This is a genomic window from Halobacillus sp. Cin3 (assembly GCF_947311855.1).
GTDB classification, from domain to species: Bacteria; Bacillota; Bacilli; order Bacillales; family Halobacillaceae; genus Halobacillus; species Halobacillus kuroshimensis.
This window is the reverse complement of record NZ_CAMZMV010000011.1, coordinates 14,679-35,695: the sequence shown is the minus strand read 5'-3', so window position 1 is coordinate 35,695 and position 21,017 is coordinate 14,679. Positions and strand designations below refer to the sequence as shown.

At 48.6% G+C, this 21,017-nt stretch carries 22 protein-coding genes and 2 tRNA genes; 2 read left to right on the top strand and 22 right to left on the bottom strand.

Annotated elements, in window-relative coordinates; translation table 11 throughout:
- Positions 1-186: 186 nt before the first annotated feature.
- A tRNA-Met gene (locus tag QMA39_RS19280) sits at positions 187-260 on the top strand.
- Positions 261-284: 24 nt separating this feature from the next.
- Positions 285-356, top strand: a tRNA-Glu gene (locus tag QMA39_RS19275).
- Between the two features lie 77 nt (positions 357-433).
- Here the strand turns inward: QMA39_RS19275 and QMA39_RS19270 are convergent.
- From QMA39_RS19270 to yabG, 22 genes are all read right to left on the bottom strand, one after another.
- Positions 434-1,276 carry a MurR/RpiR family transcriptional regulator gene (locus QMA39_RS19270; RefSeq protein WP_281659561.1) on the bottom strand — a complete coding sequence of 281 codons (843 nt, stop codon included), beginning with the start codon at positions 1,274-1,276 and terminating at the stop codon, positions 434-436.
- Positions 1,277-1,284: 8 nt separating this feature from the next.
- Positions 1,285-2,652 (bottom strand): aspartate aminotransferase family protein, encoded by a 1,368-nt coding sequence (locus QMA39_RS19265; protein ID WP_348646639.1) that lies wholly within the window; start codon positions 2,650-2,652, stop codon positions 1,285-1,287.
- A 198-nt stretch (positions 2,653-2,850) separates the two neighbouring features.
- Positions 2,851-3,237 carry a S1 domain-containing RNA-binding protein gene (locus tag QMA39_RS19260; RefSeq protein WP_027953470.1) on the bottom strand — a complete coding sequence of 129 codons (387 nt, stop codon included), beginning with the start codon at positions 3,235-3,237 and terminating at the stop codon, positions 2,851-2,853.
- Between the two features lie 76 nt (positions 3,238-3,313).
- The gene (locus QMA39_RS19255) at positions 3,314-3,697 is read right to left on the bottom strand and encodes a septum formation initiator family protein (protein WP_281659560.1); all 384 of its coding nucleotides are present in this window, start codon (positions 3,695-3,697) and stop codon (positions 3,314-3,316) included.
- A gap of 16 nt (positions 3,698-3,713) precedes the next feature.
- Positions 3,714-4,304, bottom strand: coding sequence for a spore cortex biosynthesis protein YabQ (gene yabQ, locus QMA39_RS19250; RefSeq protein ID WP_206936289.1), 591 nt, complete (start codon positions 4,302-4,304; stop codon positions 3,714-3,716).
- Positions 4,301-4,606 carry a sporulation protein YabP gene (yabP, locus tag QMA39_RS19245; RefSeq protein WP_027953473.1) on the bottom strand — a complete coding sequence of 102 codons (306 nt, stop codon included), beginning with the start codon at positions 4,604-4,606 and terminating at the stop codon, positions 4,301-4,303. Before yabP ends, yabQ begins: the two co-directional genes overlap by 4 nt.
- 157 nt (positions 4,607-4,763) lie before the next feature.
- A complete protein-coding gene (locus QMA39_RS19240) occupies positions 4,764-5,027 on the bottom strand; it encodes an RNA-binding S4 domain-containing protein (protein ID WP_027953474.1) in 264 nt (87 codons plus the stop codon).
- A gap of 3 nt (positions 5,028-5,030) precedes the next feature.
- Positions 5,031-6,494, bottom strand: a complete 1,464-nt coding sequence (mazG, locus tag QMA39_RS19235; protein ID WP_281659559.1) for a nucleoside triphosphate pyrophosphohydrolase — start codon at positions 6,492-6,494, stop codon at positions 5,031-5,033.
- Between the two features lie 5 nt (positions 6,495-6,499).
- On the bottom strand, positions 6,500-8,077 hold the full coding sequence (locus QMA39_RS19230; protein ID WP_281659558.1) for a polysaccharide biosynthesis protein: 1,578 nt from the start codon (positions 8,075-8,077) through the stop codon (positions 6,500-6,502).
- An 84-nt stretch (positions 8,078-8,161) separates the two neighbouring features.
- Positions 8,162-8,698 (bottom strand): stage V sporulation protein T, encoded by a 537-nt coding sequence (gene spoVT / locus QMA39_RS19225; RefSeq protein ID WP_027953477.1) that lies wholly within the window; start codon positions 8,696-8,698, stop codon positions 8,162-8,164.
- A gap of 328 nt (positions 8,699-9,026) precedes the next feature.
- Positions 9,027-12,563: a transcription-repair coupling factor gene (gene mfd / locus QMA39_RS19220; RefSeq protein ID WP_281659557.1), complete on the bottom strand. Its 3,537-nt coding sequence runs from the start codon at positions 12,561-12,563 to the stop codon at positions 9,027-9,029.
- 50 nt (positions 12,564-12,613) lie between these two features.
- Complete coding sequence (locus QMA39_RS19215; RefSeq protein ID WP_027953479.1) at positions 12,614-12,844, bottom strand: anti-sigma-F factor Fin family protein; 231 nt, start codon at positions 12,842-12,844, stop codon at positions 12,614-12,616.
- 81 nt (positions 12,845-12,925) lie between these two features.
- Complete coding sequence (pth, locus tag QMA39_RS19210) at positions 12,926-13,489, bottom strand: aminoacyl-tRNA hydrolase (protein WP_206936282.1); 564 nt, start codon at positions 13,487-13,489, stop codon at positions 12,926-12,928.
- Between the two features lie 173 nt (positions 13,490-13,662).
- On the bottom strand, positions 13,663-14,319 hold the full coding sequence (locus tag QMA39_RS19205) for a 50S ribosomal protein L25/general stress protein Ctc (RefSeq protein WP_027953481.1): 657 nt from the start codon (positions 14,317-14,319) through the stop codon (positions 13,663-13,665).
- A gap of 79 nt (positions 14,320-14,398) precedes the next feature.
- Positions 14,399-15,352, bottom strand: coding sequence for a ribose-phosphate diphosphokinase (locus QMA39_RS19200; protein ID WP_027953482.1), 954 nt, complete (start codon positions 15,350-15,352; stop codon positions 14,399-14,401).
- Positions 15,353-15,367: 15 nt separating this feature from the next.
- Positions 15,368-16,747 (bottom strand): bifunctional UDP-N-acetylglucosamine diphosphorylase/glucosamine-1-phosphate N-acetyltransferase GlmU, encoded by a 1,380-nt coding sequence (glmU, locus tag QMA39_RS19195; protein ID WP_206936278.1) that lies wholly within the window; start codon positions 16,745-16,747, stop codon positions 15,368-15,370.
- Positions 16,748-16,893: 146 nt separating this feature from the next.
- Positions 16,894-17,193 carry a septation regulator SpoVG gene (gene spoVG / locus QMA39_RS19190; RefSeq protein WP_027953484.1) on the bottom strand — a complete coding sequence of 100 codons (300 nt, stop codon included), beginning with the start codon at positions 17,191-17,193 and terminating at the stop codon, positions 16,894-16,896.
- A gap of 175 nt (positions 17,194-17,368) precedes the next feature.
- The gene (gene purR, locus QMA39_RS19185; RefSeq protein WP_027953485.1) at positions 17,369-18,187 is read right to left on the bottom strand and encodes a pur operon repressor; all 819 of its coding nucleotides are present in this window, start codon (positions 18,185-18,187) and stop codon (positions 17,369-17,371) included.
- A gap of 61 nt (positions 18,188-18,248) precedes the next feature.
- Complete coding sequence (gene ispE, locus QMA39_RS19180; RefSeq protein ID WP_027953486.1) at positions 18,249-19,115, bottom strand: 4-(cytidine 5'-diphospho)-2-C-methyl-D-erythritol kinase; 867 nt, start codon at positions 19,113-19,115, stop codon at positions 18,249-18,251.
- A 126-nt stretch (positions 19,116-19,241) separates the two neighbouring features.
- Positions 19,242-19,421: a small, acid-soluble spore protein, alpha/beta type gene (locus QMA39_RS19175; RefSeq protein WP_027953487.1), complete on the bottom strand. Its 180-nt coding sequence runs from the start codon at positions 19,419-19,421 to the stop codon at positions 19,242-19,244.
- Positions 19,422-19,603: 182 nt separating this feature from the next.
- The gene (locus tag QMA39_RS19170; protein ID WP_027953488.1) at positions 19,604-19,864 is read right to left on the bottom strand and encodes a Veg family protein; all 261 of its coding nucleotides are present in this window, start codon (positions 19,862-19,864) and stop codon (positions 19,604-19,606) included.
- Positions 19,865-20,140: 276 nt separating this feature from the next.
- Complete coding sequence (yabG, locus tag QMA39_RS19165; protein WP_027953489.1) at positions 20,141-21,013, bottom strand: sporulation peptidase YabG; 873 nt, start codon at positions 21,011-21,013, stop codon at positions 20,141-20,143.
- Between the last annotated feature and the right edge of the window lie 4 nt (positions 21,014-21,017).

The following is a 21,017-nucleotide window of genomic DNA, read 5'->3' as shown; positions in this document are numbered from 1 at the left end:
TCTCAGAAGCCGCATCAGATTCTACAAAATGTATGCCGGGCACATCCATCCCCTCCCAAAAATCCCCCTCTTTCCCTAGCGAAATAAACAGAGTTGTCTGATTTTTTTATTGGTTGTTGACTCTTTTTCTATCATGGTGTACTATATTTTTTGTGACGTTGCGAGACAACATCACTTCAAACACATGGCGGTGTAGCTCAGCTGGCTAGAGCGTACGGTTCATACCCGTGAGGTCGGGGGTTCGATCCCCTCCGCCGCTACTATTTTTTCAAAAACGTTATATTGGCCCGTTGGTCAAGTGGTTAAGACACCGCCCTTTCACGGCGGTATCACGGGTTCGAATCCCGTACGGGTCATCGGAAACATTCTTGTCCAGAAAAACGCCTTCCAATTTGGAAGGCGTTTTTTCTATGTTCTTTTTCTTTGCAGATCCTCAATAAAACACATCGAATTTCTCCCAGATCGATTCCAGATGCTCGAGACGCTTTTCCGTTTCTTCTTCTCTTTCCTTCCCGATCTGTACGAGCAGTGCCTGAATGACGCTGAGCGGCGCTGTAAACGTATCAATATAAGATTGCATCCGGCTCTTTGCTGTGAGAACCGTATCCGCATAAGCGGAAAGAGGAGAGGAAAGGGTATCCGTAAGCGCCACTGTTTCTACCCCCTCCTCACAAGCATATGCAAGGATGTCGACGGTACTTTTGCTGTACCGTGGAAAACTGATCCCGATCACCACATCCTGTTTACCGAGACGTGCCAGAAGATCCGCATCCCTCTCCACGGAGTGAATCATGCGGACATCATCGACCACCTTTTCCAAATAGTAATGAAGGAATCCCCCTAATGCTTCTGCACTCCGGTTCGCAGCAATCCATATTTTATCAGCCTTCCATAAAGCATGGACCGCTTTCATCAGCTCCTTTTCATCCAGCCTGTCCATCGTCTCTTCCATTTCCCTGATGTCTTCTTTGAGCACGGATTCAAATGAAGGGGAAGTGTTCCCTGTCTTTATTAACCGTTCACTCGTCTTCCATTGCTGCTTTAATGATGATTGGATCGCCTCCTGGAATTCTGCAAATCCCCGGAAGCCAAGAAAAACGACAAACCGTGTGATCGTCGCGTCACTAACCTCGGCCATAGCGGCCAGCTGGCTGACATTCAGGAAAACAACTTCATCCGGCCGGTCCAGCAGAATGGCCGCCACTTTTTTGTGGGAGCGGCTCATCTCCGGAAGAGACCGGCGGATCGTCTCATATATATTCGGTTCATTCTTCACAGCAGCTGTCACCCTTTCACGTTCTTGACCGCTTTTTCGTGTGCATCTACAGTAAATTGTATGTCTGCTTCCGTATGCACAGTAGACATTGAATAACGGTTGAGCGGTTTCGTATACACACCGAGCTGAAGCAGACGCTCATCCACACGCTTCCTGAACGTCATGTCCACGTGTTGAAGATCACGGTAGTTACGGATATCCCCATCTGTCATCATCACGTTGAAAATACTCCCCGTCCCTACCGTTTTCATTGGTACTCCCATGACCTTATACAAGTCTTCCAGGTGTTTGCGCAGTTTGTGCGTCTTAGTCATCAGGTCTTCCATGACGCCCCTCTGCTGAAGCAGATCGATCGTCGCCATCCCGGCAGCCAGTACGGTCGGATGACCATTGTAGGTACCGCTGTGGAACAGAGCACGCGGCTGATCGGATGAACTGCCGGACATTACATCATAACTCCGCTTCGGATTCAGGACCTCCATGACGTGCTCTGCTCCTCCGACGGCACCGACAGGAAAACCTCCGCCCAGCACTTTCCCGAGTGCCGTCAAATCAGGGATGATGCCATACGTTTTCTGGGCCCCTCCAAGAGATAGGCGGAAGCCTGTTTTCACTTCATCCATAATCAGCAGAATGCCAAGCTCTTTCGTCACGCGGCGCACGCCGTCCATAAATGACTGATCCGCCGGTATGTAACCGCCCTGAACAGGCTCCATCATAAGGGCGGATATTTCCCCGGCATGACGGCGCAGGATCCGTTCTGTCGATTCCAGGTCGTTAAACGGAAGAATGATGGTATGATCCTGATAATACTCTGGAAGACCACTCGATTCAGGAACCGGATTCGGCTCTTCCGCATCTCCTGCTTCCTGCTCATCCGGATGGATACTCCATAATACTTGATCATACCCTCCATGATAATGCCCTTCAAACTTTGCTATTTTCGGCCGGCCCGTATAGGCTTTAGCGACTCTCAGTGCGAGCAGCGTGGCTTCCAGTCCTGAGTTGGTATACCGGACCCGTTCCATGCCTGGATATAACGAACAAAGCTGTTCCGCCATCTCAACCTCCCCTTCGTGAGGTGTCCCGTAAATCGTCGTTCCATCCTCCTCCATCTGGCGGATAACAGCCTTTTTGATGGAAGGATGGCCATGCCCGTGAATCAGCGCCCCATAGGACAGCAGGTAATCCACATAATGGTTGCCGTCAGCATCATACAGATGGCTGCCTGCCGCCTTTTTCATAAAAATGGGGTGTGGATCGAAATACTTGATATTAGCGGTCACACCGCCGGGAATGACCTTTTCAGCTCTTGCATAGGCTTCGGCTGACTGCTGCATCGTTCTATGGTCCGGATACTCTTTCTGTCTATTCACAACAAACCCCTCCACATTTTGAAATTATTATTTCATAAACAAATAATTATGAAATATTATATTCATAATGATCCCATCATTTCAACCTTGTAAACCGCCTCTGCTTTAGAAAAATAAAAAAAGGAACCCATCCACATTTGGATGGGTTCCTTTTATATAAAAGATGCGCACCTTTTACTCATTGTCCTAGACAGCAAGCTATCCTCTTTTAGCACCTCGACCTCCACGTTTGGACTCCGTGTGCTTCTTCAGTGATGCTAAACGTTCGTCGCTATCCTTGATAAAACGGTTCATCTTCTGTTCGAATGATTCAGCCGGCTTACGAGGTTTTGGCGGACGACGGTTTTGGTTCTCTTTTGCTTTCTTAATGGAAAGACCGATCTTCCCATCATCTCCGACATTAATAACCTTTACTTCCACCTGGTCTCCCTGACTCAGGTGCTCATTAATGTCTTTTACGTAGTTGTCGGCAACTTCACTAATGTGAACCAGACCCGTCTTGCCATCCGGCAGCTCGACGAACGCTCCGAAATTAGTGATTCCCGTTACCTTACCCTGCAGCTTGCTGCCTACTTCAATTGACATAAAAAAAATGCTCCTCCTTAAAATTTCGATAAGAATATATCTTCTTATATATTATATATAAGCTTTGAAAAGAGTGTCAATAAGACGGATCCTCATCAGGCATTTTAAAGATAATTTCGCCTTCTTTAGAGAAGAAATAATTGGTCCTGGCAATTTGGAGAACGTACTCCTCATCATTCAGAAGGTCAATTTCCTCCTTCAAATCCTTCTCCTCTTTTTCCAAAACACTCATATCCTGTTTCAACTGTTCGAATTCCTCATGTTTCTGTGCATAAAGTGACTGCTGCTTCACATGGTAAAACACCATGGATCCAGCTACGATCGACACTAACAGGGCAAACATTGCGAGACGGCGTATCAGGCGCTTTTTCTTCCGCTGATGTCTGTCCATATAGGCATCATAATGCTGCATGTATGTAGAATCCAGACGAGCCACCGACTCCTGCTGTCTCTTTGCCATGAAAGTTCGTCCTCCTTTACTTTTTGAATCGTTTTACCCAACTGATCATTATATTCTTCATCTTTTCCAAAAACCCTGCTAATTCACTTAAGTAAATTTTCATGTTTTTCGGCAGGAAACGCCAAATCAATCGAAAAAGCAGTTTGATTGGATAAAAAGCGACAATAAACAATATAATGATACCCTTTAAAAGTATCTTATAAACGCCAAGAAGTAAAGAAATAATAAGGAAAATGATGGATTTCGCAGGGATGTATACAAGATAATACACCGTCTTTTTCAAAAAGGTGAGAACGGCCGTGCAGATCTTTATCCAAAGTTCAAGCGAACGTAAGTAGAGGCGCTGAAATAATGCGCGATAAGCGGCAAACCCACATACGACCGCTACAAATACATACACCCGGAGCTCACCGTAATTCACAAGATAAAGCAGGTAAAAAAGAAAGGCCGCCTGAGCCAGCCAGAAACCAAGCTGATACAGGAGCTCGAGCCAGCTCTGTTTATTGCGCTTATGAAAAAAACGTTCGAAGGTATCCAGGGATGCTCCAACGAACATCCCTCCCCCGATCATGGAAAGGATCGTCATAAACTGCGTCGTGAGGGTCATTTGAACAGCTTGCTAAACAAACCTTTAGCTTTCTCCCCCTGGTGCTCGTCCAAATAAGTCATTTCGTGCATTTTGCCTTTTATGGAAACCACCCCGGATTCAAGGTCCAGGTTTTTCATCTGCAGGTTCTGGCCGCGGATGACGAGATACCCCATATTCGTCTGCAGTAGAAATTCTTCACTATCGAAGCTGTCCACTTCTTTGACGCCTGATATTTCAACATTTCTCCGGTTCCAAACTTTTACATGATGATCGACCTGCTGCTGAGTCCTTACCCCATGGTTTTTCTCATAGCTCTCCATCTTAACAGCCTCCTTCTCTTGTACAAACTATGAAAAAAAGAGAAGGATTATGACTTGGACCCTGCCTCTCCCATCGAAAGGGCTCATACGTAAAAAAGACTGCCGAGAATTCCCTCGACAGTCCGTCTGCCTCCCCCCGGGGAGGTGGTTCATCAGATTAATCCTGATTCACAGGTTCTTCCTTTTTGATTTCATATAAGGAAGCCGCTTCATTTTTGTTGACGTTCTCTCTCAAATCCTTAATTTCAATGGTCAGTACCTTCTGACCGAACTGAATCGTCAGCTCATCGCCGACGGCTACGTTACTGGCCGCTTTACTCTGCGCGCCGTTGATGCTGATCCGTCCCTGATCGGCTACTTCCTTGGCCAGCGTACGACGCTTAATTAACCGCGAGATTTTTAGAAATTTATCTAAACGCATGCTTTATTCCGCTCCTTTATGTTTGGCTTTCGCTTGTACCCATAACTCTTCCAAAGCATCTAACTCGTAATCCTCCAGTTTCCTGCCGCTGCCCTCCACCGATTCTTCCATGGACGACAGCCTCATCCGGAATTTACGGTTGGTCCGCTGCAGGGCATTTTCACTGTTCAGGCGGTAATGGCGGGCGAGGTTGGCAATGGCAAACAGCCAATCTCCGAACTCCTTCTCCATTTCCTCCCGGTCCCCGGAGGTTAACGCTTCCTGAAACTCCTGCCATTCTTCCTCCACTTTCTCTAAAACAGGAGCAACATCCTCCCAGTCGAAACCGACCTTGGCCGCCTTTTTCTGCAGTTCCTCCGCCTGCAGGAGAGCTGGGAAACTTTCCGGTACGGAGTCCAAAAGGCGGGGGGATTTATCTCCCTTTTCCTGCTTTTTGATCGCATCCCAGTTCGTCAGCACTTCGTCCGTCGTGTCTGCCTGACCTTCCCCGAAGACGTGCGGATGGCGGCGGATCATTTTATCCGTTATCGATACTATTACGTCATCAATGGTAAAATATCCTTCATCTTCACCGATTTGACTGTGCAGCATCACCTGTAGAAGCACATCCCCGAGCTCTTCCACCATCTGATCATCGTCCTCCTGGTTGACGGCGTCGATGAATTCGTAGGTTTCCTCGATCAAATACTTCCGCAGCGACTCGTGGGTCTGCTTCCGGTCCCACGGACATCCTTCCGGGCTCCGCAGAATCCGGATCACTTCCCTGAGCCGGAAAAACTGGTGATTGAGAAGGGACTTTTCTAGAGGAGGGACATAGACACTTGTCAGGTTGTCGACCTCCACGCTCCTGTCAAGCTCTTCTAAAGGAACCGTCCGGACAAGCTCACCGCTTCCCCCTGCCGCTGTAACAATGGTTACCGGATGCGCAGCCGGAAGATCCTCAAGCAGCGTTAATTTCACTTCAGATGCGGTCATCGCATCATAGACCTGACATAAAATCAGATGGCTTGTATACACCAGCTGCTCACGCTTGATATCGGTCGCATCGACAAGCTGGAAACCTTCAATCGGGTCGATGCCGAGGGTGGTGAAGGTGGCATCCAGGAAGCTCTGCCCTCCTTCAATCTCTACGTTTATTTCCCCTTCTCTTTCCTTTTCTAAAAGAAGCTGTACCGTTTTTTCCGCCATCATCGGGTGGCCGGGAACTAGATAGAAGATCTTGTCTTCCGGCCGGTCCAGAAGACGGGTGGTGATTTCTTCATATACGCTGCCGAAGCTTTCGTGCTCCTCATATACGGCATCGAAGCTTTCGATCGAGAGCCCTTCCTGGACAAGCTCTGTTACGACAGGATGATCCAGCGTCCTTGCAGTGAGCGGGACACCGGCCTGCGTCAGCTGCCTGTATACACCAAGCGGAAGCTGGTCCAGCCCGGAGGCGCCCAGTCCGAAAATTTTAATCGTCTGCATCGTTTTCATCCTTTCGGTAATAATTGAATCAACCGGTTACTCGAGGGAAGAGCTTCTAGCTCCTTTCTTGTAAAACCCCCGGTCCTGATCAGAATCAGGACGAAGACTACAGCTCCCCCGACAGATAGGGCCAGAATATAAAGAAGAAGAGGCAGCCGGCCATCCAGGGCGAATAAAGCTTTGGCCGCTCCCCTGCTTATGTACAATCCTGCAGACATTCCTGCAACGGCAAGGGCCAGGGGTCCCCACGGAAGGTACCGCCATCTCCATAATGAAAGATCTTTCCTTAAGATTACGATATTTCCAAACAAAACAAAAGTAACAGCGGTTAATGAAGCAAGAGAAGCACCGTAAATACCGCCCGATGGTATCCATAGAAAATTAGCCGCTCCCTTCACACCGATCCCGGCCATGACAAGAACAGCTGTGTGACGGATCCGCCCGAGTCCCTGCAGGACAGAAGCAGTCGTAATGGACAGTGAACTGGCAATGATAACGAGCATCAGTACGCGTAAATAACCGCTCCCAGCAGCATCCTGGAAAAAGACCTCGTTCACATCAGGAAAAAGGAAGATCAACCCGGCGGCCGCTCCGGTGGCGAGGTAGAGTGTGATTTTTCCAGCACTGGCAATCGAAGACCGGACCAACTCCGGATTCTCCTCCATCCGCCGACGTGTCACAGAAGGAATCAAAGCAAGAGCAAGGGAAGAAGCCAGGATGGTACCCAATTGAATCAATGGCTGTCCCCGGTCATAAATCCCCTTTACAACCTTCGCCTCTTCCGGATGATACCCGTTCTGAATCAGCTGCGGAACAAGGGTAAAGGCATCGACAAGCTGCAGGGACAACAGCAGCATATAGTTAAAGGAAATCAATACTCCATACAGAAGGATGTGTCTGCTGAAGGAAGCCTGGACAGGAGAGCGCTGAAAAGTCCATACTCCCCTTTTTTTGATCATCCAAAGGAAAAGGACAAGAGAAGCTGCTGCCGCTCCTGCCATACTTCCATAGGCCGCTCCGGTTCCGATGTGGTACAAATCTCCGCTTCGGGAAACCACAAGAGCCGTGGTGATAATAACAGCCACTCGAAAGACCTGCTCCACGATCTGGGATACAGCGGTCGGAGTCATATCGTTTTTCCCCTGAAAAACGCCCCGAAGAATAGAAATCACAGGAATAAACAGAAAGACACAAAAAGATGTGCGGACGGCCTGTGTCAGGTGTGGATCGTCCATCCAACGGGCCAGCCGGGGAGCCTGCATCCAGCCGGCAGCCACGATGACCAAACTAAAGGCTGTAAGCAGAAGGAATACAGGCAGATAAAAAGATGGAAGGGACGCAGGACCGCCGGTGTGGTCCCGATCGGATATGAATTTTGAAATCGCACCGGGGAAACCGTACAAAGCCAGCACCAGGGCCATTCCGAGAATCGGATAGACCTGCTGATATACATAAAACCCAAGATCCCCGGTCAGATTCTGCAGGGGCACCCGGTAGCCGGCGCTGATGACTTTGCTGATCAAACCAGCCATAGAAAGAATGAAGGCGCCTTTTAAAATAGATGGTGTAGATGTTCGAGTCATTTTGGAACGTTCTCCTCATATGTATGTGTTCAGAACTTCCATTATATCATAGGAAAAGGCCAGACCATCGGCCTGACCTTCGTGTTATTCCATCTGTTTGGCGAGAAAACTTGCTGCCGTCTGGACCGCCTTATCTGCGCCGCCTTCAAGAGGTGCTCCTTCTTTATTGAACGCAATCACACAGCCAATGGGGTCTCCCTGGGCGATGATAGGATGAATAAGATAGGAAATGACGTCTTCTTCCTGCCCGCGGACGAATTCCACTGGATCCGGATGCTTTTCAGAAGCCATGGACCGCGAGTCCATCACTTCCTCCACTTTTGATCCGATCGACCGGTTCATGTATTCTTTTTTGCCTCCACCAGCCACAGCAATATACTCGTCCCGGTCACATATAAGAACAGGGGATTCCAGGGACTCACTTAAGGCTTCCGCATATTCCTTCGCAAAATCACCCAGTTCACTGATCGGGGAATATTTTTTCAGAATGACTTCCCCTTCTCTGTCCACGAATATTTCCAGAGGATCTCCTTCACGGATTCTGAGGGTGCGGCGGATTTCTTTCGGAATAACAACACGGCCTAGATCATCAATACGACGTACAATACCAGTTGCTTTCATTCTTTTATGCTGCCTCCTTTTCTGTGATGACTACCTTTCCTTCTCCTGTTGAAGAGCAAGCAGAACAAGCGGGTGATTAACGATAGTATGGGTCAGCAATAAAAACCTATACACCCTTGGTCTGGTTTTTTTCATAAATAATGTAAACCTATCCTCAAGCAGGATAGAACCCCTCTGATTTTCAACTTGTTAAAAATCAGCTTCAAACTTGGACGCTCATCCGCGGATAAGGAATGATCTATACTCCTGGAGGCATAAAAAAAGCCTGGAGAAAAACACAGGGTTTCTCTCCAAGCCGGACCACCCCGCAGGCACAGGGTGATATTTATCAGGCTGTTGTTGTTTCTCTCATCATCTCCGGCAGACGGCCGATGAATTCTTCCACAAGCCTGTAGCGGTCGAATTCCTGTTTGCGGTCCCATGTGAAGGTCACCTTCAGCTGGCTGTCCTCGGTGCCGAGCTGAACCATCCTTCCATAAGAGTTGGCAAAGTCGAACAATTTGGATCCATCGATGTCACGGCTCTGTTCCGCTTCCATCACCATTTCGATTTTCTTCTTCTTCTCTGCGACGGATTCAATCCTGGCCCGCTTCGCCTGCAGCTTGATGCTGGAGACACGGAAGAGATTTTCCACTTCTCCCGGGTAGTCCCCGAACCTGTCGATCAGCTCATCCCTGAGGTCCTGAATATCCTCGACAGACTCCACCGCCTGGAACAATTTGTACATATCGATTTTCTGTTTTTCATCAGCGATGTAATCATCCGGAATATAGGCATCCACGCTCAAATCAAGCTCCGGCTGGAAAGGCTGGACTTCTTCCGGCTTTTTGCCTTGACGCTTCGCTTCGATCGCATCTTTGAGCATTTGGGAATACATATCAAAGCCGACCGAATCGATATACCCGTGCTGCTGGGAACCGAGCAGGTTACCGGCTCCACGGATGGACAAGTCACGCATGGCAATCTTGAACCCGGATCCAAGCTCGGTGAATTCTTTGATCGCCTGGAGCCTTTTTTCTGCTACTTCTGTGAGCACCTTGTCCTTCTGATACGTAAAGTACGCGTAGGCTACACGGTTGGAACGTCCGACACGTCCACGCAGCTGATACAGCTGACTAAGCCCCATCCGGTCCGCATCATAGACAATCAAGGTGTTCACGTTTGGAATGTCCACCCCTGTTTCAATGATCGTCGTACTGACAAGCACGTCAGACTCCCCGCCGAGGAAGGAGAACATAACGTTCTCCAGTTCCGTTTCATTCATCTGTCCATGAGCAAAGCTTACCCGTGCTTCCGGAACAAGTTCAGCAATCTCCTGCGCCATCCGTTCAATATTCTCCACCCGGTTAAACAGGAAGAACACCTGACCGTCCCTTGCCATTTCCCGTTCCACTGCTTCCCTCAGGAAGATCGGGTTGTATTCCAGTACGTACGTCTGGATCGGGAATCGGTTGGCCGGCGGCGTTTCAATCACGGACAAATCACGAACGCCGAGCATCGACATGTGCAGGGTTCGTGGGATCGGCGTCGCTGTAAGGGTCAAAACGTCGACATTGTTCTTCAACTGTTTGATTTTCTCTTTATGCTTCACTCCGAAACGCTGCTCTTCATCCACAATTAAGAGACCAAGGTCCTTGAACTCGACGTCCTTGGAAAGAACCCGGTGGGTACCGACGACGACGTCAACCAGTCCTTTTCTCAACCGGTCTGTCGTCTCCTTCTGCTGCTTTTTCGTACGGAAGCGGCTCATAAGGCCTACATTGACTCCGAAGCCCTGAAAGCGCTCCTGAAGCGTCTCATAATGCTGCTGCGCAAGAATCGTCGTCGGAACGAGCAGAGCCACCTGTTTGCCTTCTGCAATCGCTTTGAAGGCGGCGCGGATCGCCACTTCGGTTTTCCCGTAGCCGACGTCCCCGCAGAGCAGCCGGTCCATCGGACGGATCTGTTCCATGTCTGCCTTGATCTCTTCGATACAGCGGAGCTGATCCTCGGTTTCCTCATACGGGAAAGCTGCTTCAAATTCACGCTGCATTTCGCCGTCTTCCTGAAAGGCATGCCCTTTGGATGCTTCACGCTCGGCATACAGTTCGATCAAGTCATCAGCAATATCTTCAACAGAGGACTGCACACGGCTTTTGACTTTTTTCCATTCACTGCCGCCCAGTTTATACACTTTCGGTTCCTTGCCTTCAGAACCGACATATTTCTGGATCATATCGATCTGATCGATCGGGACATACAATTTGTCGTTCCCCGAGTAATTCACCATCAGGAAGTCCTTATGACTTCCTCCCATTTTCAGCGTTTCAATTCCGAGGTATTTCCCGATTCCGTGACTGGCGTGCACAATATAATCACCGACTTTAAGCTCCTGATAGTTTTTGATCCGTTCGGCGTTGGACATTTTCTGTCTGCGTTTCGGCTTGGCCGTCCGCTTTTTGAACAATTCTTTTTCCGTCAGAACGGCCACCTTGTGCATCGGCCATTCAAAACCGCTGCTGATGTTGCCGATCACAATGGTCGGTTTCACAAGCGGGAGTTCCGGTTCCCCTTTAGCAGGAACAGCTTCAATATCGTAATCCGCCAGCACTCCCTGGATCTTCTCCTGGCGGTTTTCGTCCGGTGCGAGAATCACGACAGAGTAGTCCTGCTTCTCCCAGCGGTCCATCTCATTTTTCAATAAATTCATCTGTCCGTGGAACTGCTGCATCTGCCGACTGGAAATATTGACGATGTTCTGAGGCTGGGTATTGGCAATATGACGCATAAAAACAGATAAATAAAGACGGGGGTGTTCCATTTTATTCCACGTATCCTGCCAGTCAAAGGATAAGCGGAGATCGCGTACCGACTGATTCGCCTCGAGCATGCTCTGCAGCCATTCACCCTCTTCCTGATCCAGACGGTGGGCGGTTTCCTGTATCCGGCTCATCTCATCTAAAACGATAAGCCCGTCCTTAGACAAGTAGTCTAGTAGACTGACAGGCTCCTCATAGAACATTTCAATGTACTTATACATTTCCTGGAATCGTTCCTGCTGCTTCAGACGCTCCAGGTCATGATCAATGACCCGGCTCAACGTTTCCTTGGCTTCGGTCTGTGTCAGCTTCTTCAAGGAATGAGCCAGTGCGTTTTCCAGACGATGGTGGGCTCTTGTAAAGTCCTCGGACGTCAACAGCAGTTCTGTCGCCGGCCCGATGGTGACAGCCTCCACCTTTTGATGGGAGCGCTGGGTTTCTGAATCAAAGGTCCGGATGGAATCCACCTCTGTATCAAACAATTCGATCCGGTACGGAAACTCCGCCGTTAACGGATACACATCCAGAATTCCCCCACGAAGAGAGAACTCCCCCGGGGTCGCCACCATTTCCGTACGCTCATACCCCATACTGATAAACCGTTCCAGGTAATCCTCCAGGTTGATTTCTTCTCCAACACGAAAAGGGAGCAGGTTACGCTCCCAATAGGATTGCGGCGGCATCATCCGTTTCAAAGCAGCTACAGGTGCGATCAATACACCCTTTTCCTGATTCAGCCACTGGCTGAGCGCTTCGATTCTCTGACTGCGGAGTTCAGGACTCGCAACAGCGATTTCCGATGCAATCAGTTCATTGACCGGATACAAATGAACCTGATCAGGGTCTGCAAGCTCCTGCATGTCGTCATACAGCTGCTGTGCTTGTATCAATTGATGAGTGACAAGAATAACCGGACGATCCAGGGATTGCTGAAGAAGAGAAATCATCAGGCTCCTGGAGGCTCCGGATAGACCCGCCACCATTTGTTCTTTCATTCCGGATTGAAAGCCTTCAATCACGGACTGTACATCTTCCTTTGGATGTAAATAATCCTTTATCCCTTGCATAACGAATTCCTCCACCACCTTTTCCCCCAGCAGAAGCTGGGGGTCGGGATTTACTGAATAAAATGGTCCAGTTCATGGTAATGTGGATGTTCGTCCAATGATTCTTTACACGAGTCACAGATCGTCCGTATATTCATACCACCATCAGCGGTCATATGAACCATCTGTTCCTGATCCTGATCATTCAACAGATCAAACCCTAGTTGAGAAACATCCACGTGTGCTGCATCTAATTCTCCAACCTGATTCTCACAATGACGGCAGAAGTATCGTATTTTCATGTCCATCCTCCTTGAAGGGGTGATGGTAGATAGTGTTACCGTCCTTGTGGTCCGTTATACGAACTCAGTAGTAAACAGGTATCATTTCATATTGTACGTATTCATCACTTCGTCAAAGGTCTGACCGACCCATGCTTCACACGCTTTCACAGCGTAATCGATGCTGTCTTCGACGTGAGGAACCTCTTCTTTTGTAAACGTTCCGAGCACATGATCGATGACGGTTTTGGAGCCTTCCGGGCGTCCTACACCGACACGAAGCCGTTTGAACTCCTTCGTACCGAGATGGTCGATGATACTGCGGATGCCGTTGTGACCTCCGTGGCCGCCTTTTTTGCGCAGGCGGATTTTGCCGGGGGGAAGATCAAGGTCATCGTAAACGACAAGGATATCCTCCACATCCAGATCATAATAATCCATCAGCGGTCTCAGCGACTCTCCTGACAAATTCATATAGGTCTGTGGCTTCAGGAGCACCACTTTCTCGCCATCCATACGCTCCATTGTATATAAACCATTGAATTTCTTTTGACTGAATGACCAGTTGTTGCGTTCCGCCCATTCATCAAGCACCATAAACCCGGCGTTATGACGGGTCCGGTCATACTTCTTTCCCGGGTTGCCGAGACCAACAATACATTTCATAATGAACTCCCTTTTTCTCTAATACCATCTATTATAGCAAAGCTGAATCAAAAATAATGTCAAAACACGCTGGAAAGGCCGATGTATTCCTACCATCCCCTTTTCCATCGTTTCTAAACACAGAAAAGGGGCGGGCCTTTATGGCCGCGCCCCTTGATCCATGGGATTCTGTTTTACTGTTTCGCTTCATCCGTTCCAGCTTTTTCGTCCTCGAATTTCTCTTCGGACGCTTCTGGATCAGCATCAACTTCCAACGGTTCCGGTTCTTCCTCCGGCATTTCCTCCGGTGGTGTTACGGAAACAATGGTCGTATTGTCATCTTCTGTAATTTCATAATTACGGGAAGCTTTCAGATCACTGACCATCACGCTGTCACCGATGTTCAATTCAGAGATATCCACGACGATTTCTTCCGGAATATCTGCAGGTTTTGCACGAACGGCAAGGTCATAAAGCGGCTGCTGAACGACACCGCCTTCTTTGCTGCCGGCAGCTTCTCCTTCCAGACGAACCGGTACTTCCACATCCATCTCCTGAGACATGTTCACGACATAAAAGTCGGCATGGATCAATTCATCCTTCAATGGATCCACCTGATAGTCATGCAGCATCACATCAACTGTATCTTTACCTTCGATATTCAGGGAAATGATCGCATTCTTCCCTTCATCACGAACAGTTTTAAGTAACTCTATGCTGTTAACAGCAACCGTGATCGGTTCTTTGTCATTTCCGTAAACAACACTTGGGATACTTCCCTCCTGGCGCAGTTCACGCGTGACGGATTGTTTGAGATTTTGTCTTTGTTTCGCTTTCAACGTAATAGCCAAAATAATCAACCTCCATTAATTTACCAATCATTAATAAAAGTTTCCCATTAAAGCAGAGAGCTAAACGTATTTTCGTAAATTAATCGAATAGTATGCTGATGGACTGGCGTTCGTGAACACGGATAATCGCTTCGCTGATCAAGCCGGCTACGGAAAGTTCCGTAATCTTACCGCTCGCTTTTTCTTCGCCGAGCGGAATGGTATTGGTCACGACCAATTCTTTAATTTTAGAGTTCTCAATCCGGTCAATCGCCGGTCCGGATAAGACAGGGTGCGTACAGCACGCGTAAACCTCAGTGGCCCCGTTTTCCACGAGCGCATTGGCGGCGAGGGTAATGGTACCTGCTGTATCGATGATGTCATCGATCAGAATGGCCGTCTTCCCTTCGATGTTTCCGACAATGTTCATCACTTCCGCGACGTTCGGTCGTGGACGGCGTTTATCGATAATCGCAATCGGGGCCTTCAGACGGTCGGCCATTTTACGGGCACGGGTTACACCGCCGTGGTCCGGGGATACGATGACGACATCATCAAAATTCTTCTCTTCAAAGTAATCAGAAAGAATAGGTACTCCGACAAGGTGATCGATCGGCAGGTTGAAGAAACCTTGGATCTGCGGTGCGTGCAGATCCAGCATCAGGACACGGGAAGCTCCGGCCGTTTCAAGCAGATCGGCAATCAATTTGGCCGTAATCGGCTCACGGGCACGGGCCTTACGATCCTGGCGGGCATAGCCGTAGTAAGGCATAACAACATTGATGGTACGGGCAGATGCACGCTTAAGAGCATCGATCATAATCAACAGTTCCATGATGTGCTGGTTTACAGGCTCGCAGGTCGATTGGACGATATACACATCGCAGCCGCGGATACTTTCTTCGATATTGATTTGAATCTCTCCGTCACTGAAGCTTGTAACTGTACATTTCCCAAGTTCCACTCCAATGTTGTCCGCTATTTCCTTCGCAAGGCCCGGGTTCGAGTTAAGCGAGAATACTTTCAGTTTTGAATCTTTATATCCAGTTGGCATGGATGTTACCCTCCGTTAATCTTTTTTGATCGATTTCATTTTATTTGCATAGCCCTCTTTGTTCGTCTGTCTTGAACGGGCAATAGACAGTGCCTCTGACGGTACGTCCTGATTGATGGTGGATCCGGCTGCCACATAGGCTCCCCGGCCGACCGTTACCGGTGCAATCAGATTGGAGTTGCAGCCGATAAAGGCATCATCTTCGATTGTCGTCAAATGCTTGTTCTGACCATCGTAATTGACGGTAATTGTACCGCACCCGATGTTCACACCGCTTCCCACTTCCGCATCTCCGATGTAGCTGAGGTGGGAGGCTTTGCTTCCGTCTCCGAAGGAGGCTTTTTTCACTTCAACAAAATTGCCGACTTTCACATCATTGCCGAGATCAGACTGCGGACGGATGTGGGCGAACGGTCCGATCTGCACACGGTTTCCAATACGGCTGTCTGAGGCCGCGCTCTGCTTGATCGTCGTTTCCGCTCCGACATGACAGTTGCTGATTGTCGTATGAGGACCGACGACAGCATCATTTTCAATCGTTGTCGTTCCTTCAATGACGGTTCCCGGATAGATGGTGACATCCTGTCCGATGGTGACATCAGGACCGATATACGTCTGATCCGGATCGATCAAGCTGACACCATTTCTCATATGTTTCTCGTTAATGCGTGCTTTCATTAATTTTTCTGCTTTTGCCAGAGCTACACGGTCGTTGACTCCAAGGGATTCAGAGAATTCCGGTGTCTGATAGGCACTGATTGTTTCCCCGCGGTCTTTAAGAATTTCGACCACATCCGGAAGGTAATACTCACCCTGAACGTTGTCATTGGAAACATTTTTCAATGCGTCAAAGAGCAGGGCATTATCAAAGCAGTATGTTCCTGTATTGATTTCCTGAATCGCCTGTTCTTCTTCTGATGCATCCTTCTGCTCTACAATACGTTCCACCTGGCCGTTTCCGCCACGGATGACACGTCCATATCCATGAGGGTCATCCGCGTGAGCCGTTAAAATGGTGGCTTTTGCGTTCTGCGCTTCGTGATGATCGAGAAGTTTCTGAAGGGTTTCAGCGGTCAATAGAGGCGTATCACCACAGACGACAACAGTCGTTCCTTCTTTATCAGCAAGGATGTCATCGGCCTGTTGAACGGCGTGGCCTGTGCCCAGCTGTTCTTTCTGGACGACATAATGACTGTCCGAACCAAGCTGTTCCTGAACTTTTTCCGCTCCAAATCCTACTACTGTAATCAATTCACTTAGATCTAATGTATTCAACTGGTCGACGACATGCTGAACCATCGGTTTCCCACATACAGGGTGCAGAACCTTGTACAGTTTCGATTTCATACGTGTCCCTTGTCCAGCTGCCAGTACGACGGCATATCGATTCGTCATGAAAGAACCTCCATCCTAATTATCCACTTTGAATCATATCTTAATCCAGGGGTATTTTCAACAATATAGGACAATGCATGAAGGTTTTACCAGAACAGAAAAAAGAGCCTAACCGCATCGGTTAGACTCTTGTTGTTTCCTAAGTATCAGGAGGCCCCGGCTTCTTCGAATTCCACCTCTGCTCCTTCCTCTTCACCAGCCTGGTGATAGGCTTCAAGTACAGCGTCCTGGATCTTTCCACGTGTACCTGAATTGATCGGGTGTGCAATGTCACGGAACTCTCCATCCGGAGTCCGCTTGCTCGGCATCGCCACAAACAATCCGTTGTTGCCATCAATCACCCGTATGTCATGGACAACAAATTCCTGGTCCAAGGTAATAGAAGCAATTGCTCGCATTCTTCCATCGGTATTCACGCGTCGCAGTCTTACGTCAGTTACTTCCATTAATTTCACCACCTTTTTTATCCAAAAGAACTTATGTAACACAAATTCCACAAAACGGGAAAAATTCCTGCCTGTTTTCTAAAAAATTTTTATATTCGATGAACTCCAGGCTCCCTGATGGTTTTCCGGCCATGAAAAAAGCCCTCATACAAAAGAATGAGAGCTTTGGAAAAGGTTAGATATTTTCAAGCAGATTGCCCGGACGGACTTCGATGGTTGAACGGCGGTCGTCCGCATTGACGATCTGGACGAGCGATAAATATTCTTCCACCACCCGGTCCTCCTCTTCATCTTCCGCTTCTGCGAGGACGCCGATGCCGGCAAGTTCTGCGTTGAATTCTTTTAACAGGTTCCGCATGCCGTTGATGGTTCCGCCCGCTTTCATAAAGTCATCAATGATGCAGACTCTCGAGCCTTCCTGGAGCGAACGCTTCGTCAGTACCATGGTCTGGATTTTACGGGTGGAGCCTGATACATAGTTGATGCTCACCGTGGAACCTTCTGATATTTTAGGATCCCGGCGGGCAATGACGACTGGAACGTTCAAATACGAAGCCACGGCATAAGCTAAGGGAATCCCTTTGGTTGCCACCGTCATGACGACGTCAACACCTTTGTCCCGGAAGGCGGAGGCGAACATCCGGCCGATATTCCTCGTCGTCTCCGGGTCCCCGAGTATATCACTCATAAACAAATACCCTCCGGGAAGCAGACGTTCCGGGTCCTCAAGACGATCACAGAGCTGATTGACGAACGTGCGGCTGTAATCTTCCGAGAATACAGGAATGTACTTCACTCCTCCGGCGGCACCGGATATCGTTTCCAAATACCCGATCCCCTCATGCTGGAACATTTTATTAATGATGCCAAGGTCTTCACTGATGGAGGACTTGGCCGCTCCGTACTTTTCTGAGAAGTAGGGAAGGGAAATCAACGTTCTCGGCTGGTCCAGGATAAAATGCGTCATCGCAACGAGCCTTTCACTTCTTTTCATAGTAAGGACACCTCAAAATCCGAATATTTTAGTTAAATATAACAAATATGTACGGAATTTATCAAGTGGTTTCCCGGTAACCAAGCATCCTTACCATATAAACCTCCGTACAGAACCCTTTCAGGCTGTTGTAAATCCGCTGGGCACGGGCATCCTGATCAACAAGACAGAACACCGTCGGTCCGCTTCCGCTCATGAGCACAGCGTCCGCACCAGCCTGCTTCATCTGCTCCTTGATCTGGCCGACTTCCTGATGAAGACCGAGAGTGACACCTTCCAGTGTATTGCCGACATGTGAGCAGATCCCGTCGTAATTTCCGTCCTTCAGTGACTCGACCATCGCCGTGGTATCAGGATGAAGCGCTCCTTTAAGGTCCAGGTTCTGATAAACCGTCTGGGTTGATACGCCGATAGTCGGCTTCGAAAGAACGACCCAGCATGGCGGCGGAGCCGGAAGCGATTGAATTTTTTCACCACGACCGGTCGCAAGCGCTGTTCCTCCGTAAACACAGAACGACACGTCCGAACCGATTTCAGCACCAAGGACGGCCAGTTCATCCATAGACAGGCCGAGGCCCCACATCCGGTTCACTCCGCGCAGGACAGCCGCTGCGTCACTACTTCCCCCGGCCAGACCAGCCGCAACGGGAATGTTTTTTTCAATATGAATATGCACACCTTTTTTCACACGGAAACGATCCTGGATCAGCTTTGCCGCCCGGTAGGCAAGGTTTCGTTCATCATTCGGAACAAAGCGGCTTTCAGATTCCACTCTTACGACAGGTTCACGTAAAAGCGTCAACTGGATGCGATCCGCTAAATCAACGGTCGTCATCACCATTTCAACTTCATGGAAGCCGTCCGGTCGTTTATGTAAAACATCTAAGGACAAATTTATCTTGGCAGGAGCTTTTTCTAAAATCTGCATATAAGCACCTCTTCTTCTGGATTATCTGAAAGCATTGTACCATATTTCGCACCTGGAAGAGGAAGAAGGACCTGCAAAACAGATAAACCTGTAAAACCCCTTGATGCCCGGCATCAAGGGGAACGTTCAGTTTCGGTTTTTCACCATTTGTTCTTCTGCCATTTGTATCGCCCGTTTGACCATGTTGCCGGCATCGCGCCCAGAGATGCCGCCCCAGCCATCTTTCTGTACCTTGTCGTAAAACCCAAGTTCCTTCGCGATCTCTTCTTTAAACGAATCGGACATCATGCTGCGCTTACGTCCCATCGTTCTCAGCTCCTTTCGCTTTCACTCAGCTACGACAACGTTAGTATGTGCCAAACCACTCACCGGAAAACCGGTAGTTCTATACAATGCTGGCAGGAACTTCTACAATAAAGCCGCCCGCAGAGGGCAGACGCATGGCTTTCCGTAATGAAGGCAAAATAAAAAAGCAGCAAACGGAAGGTTCACTGCTCAAGGGCCAAAGTCTTAAGGTCATCAAAGGTCAGTTCGACTGTCTCTGTAAGTACATCTGCATAGCTGTATGATACACGTTCAAATGCATTTTCTTCCTGGTCAAGCTCGACAATGAAAACCGCAGGATAAGTTTCTGCTAAAACACCGGAACGCTCAATCGTCTTGCGGCGCCCGCCGTTTGCTTTCAAAGTTAGTCGTTTACCAATCTGTCCTTCTAGGGACTGCTTAATTTCACCTAACGTTTTAGCCACTGCACTCCACCTCACTGTTTATAAGAATACCACAGACTATGGACAAAGTCAAATAAAGTTATCAATTATACCAACTGATCGAAAACATTGCAACAGAATGATATAAATAATTACTCTTAGTTAGGTTATCCATAAGTAGGAAAAGTATGTAGTTTTTTGCGGAATTTCTGCAGGGTTGAATCAGCTGGAATCCAGTGCCGGATGATTCAAAACAAGGGATGACTGCACGTCGGGCCATCCAAAAAGTGAATAGCCGTTGTTTGTTGGAAACAACGGCTATAATTCTTCCTGATTTTTCGTATAGGGGATGCCGATCCGAAGAAGTCCCTTCGTCTCAATTCCGCCAAGCCCATCCTGACCACTGATGGTGTTGCGGATAACCTCCCATATATTGATATGATCCTTGAACGACGTATATGCCACTCTGGCTGCTACATACACAGGATCAATGGCGTGGATGTTCACCCGGGATGGTGAGCTCGCAAAATTGGCCCCGGCACGGATGATCGATTCAAAATGCGACTGGCAGGCTCCTGCAAATACGACCAGCTGATCGAAATTAGGGTAGCTCCGCCTGATGTTCCTCACAGCTTCGACAAAGTACTTGGAATGACGGTACGATTCCAGTTCTCTGACCGGACCCTTCGCTTTCGAATACGAGTCATGTCCCGTTAAAACGACGATTTCCGGATGGACTTTTTCTATTAAAGGCAGGACTTGGTGAGGCATTTCCTTCTCATGGAGATACTGTCCGTGTACCTGCAGGCCAAGCTGCTCATATAAGGCAATGCATTTTTTTAAAAACAACGGATCCCCATCAATATGGAGAATGCGGGGCGGGATTTGAAAGTAGCTCGTTTCTTCATCGGTTCCGTAGCCGCTTCCTGCATCCGCTTCCCGCTGTTCCCTTAACAGCCGGTAATCCTGTCTGAATAAGCGGTAGGAAAAGGCTTCCTGCTCCTCCACGCGGCTTTTTCTACGGTGGTACTCCGCGCCTGTGACTTCTTCCACATCATCCAGCGGGGCGTCCGCCTCGAGGCGGATATGCTCACCCATCAACTGGACGACGGAAGAGGATTTCTCCTTCACACGGAAAATTACATCGTGCTGATAAGACTTCCTCGTAACGAGGTCTCCATTTGATATCATTTCT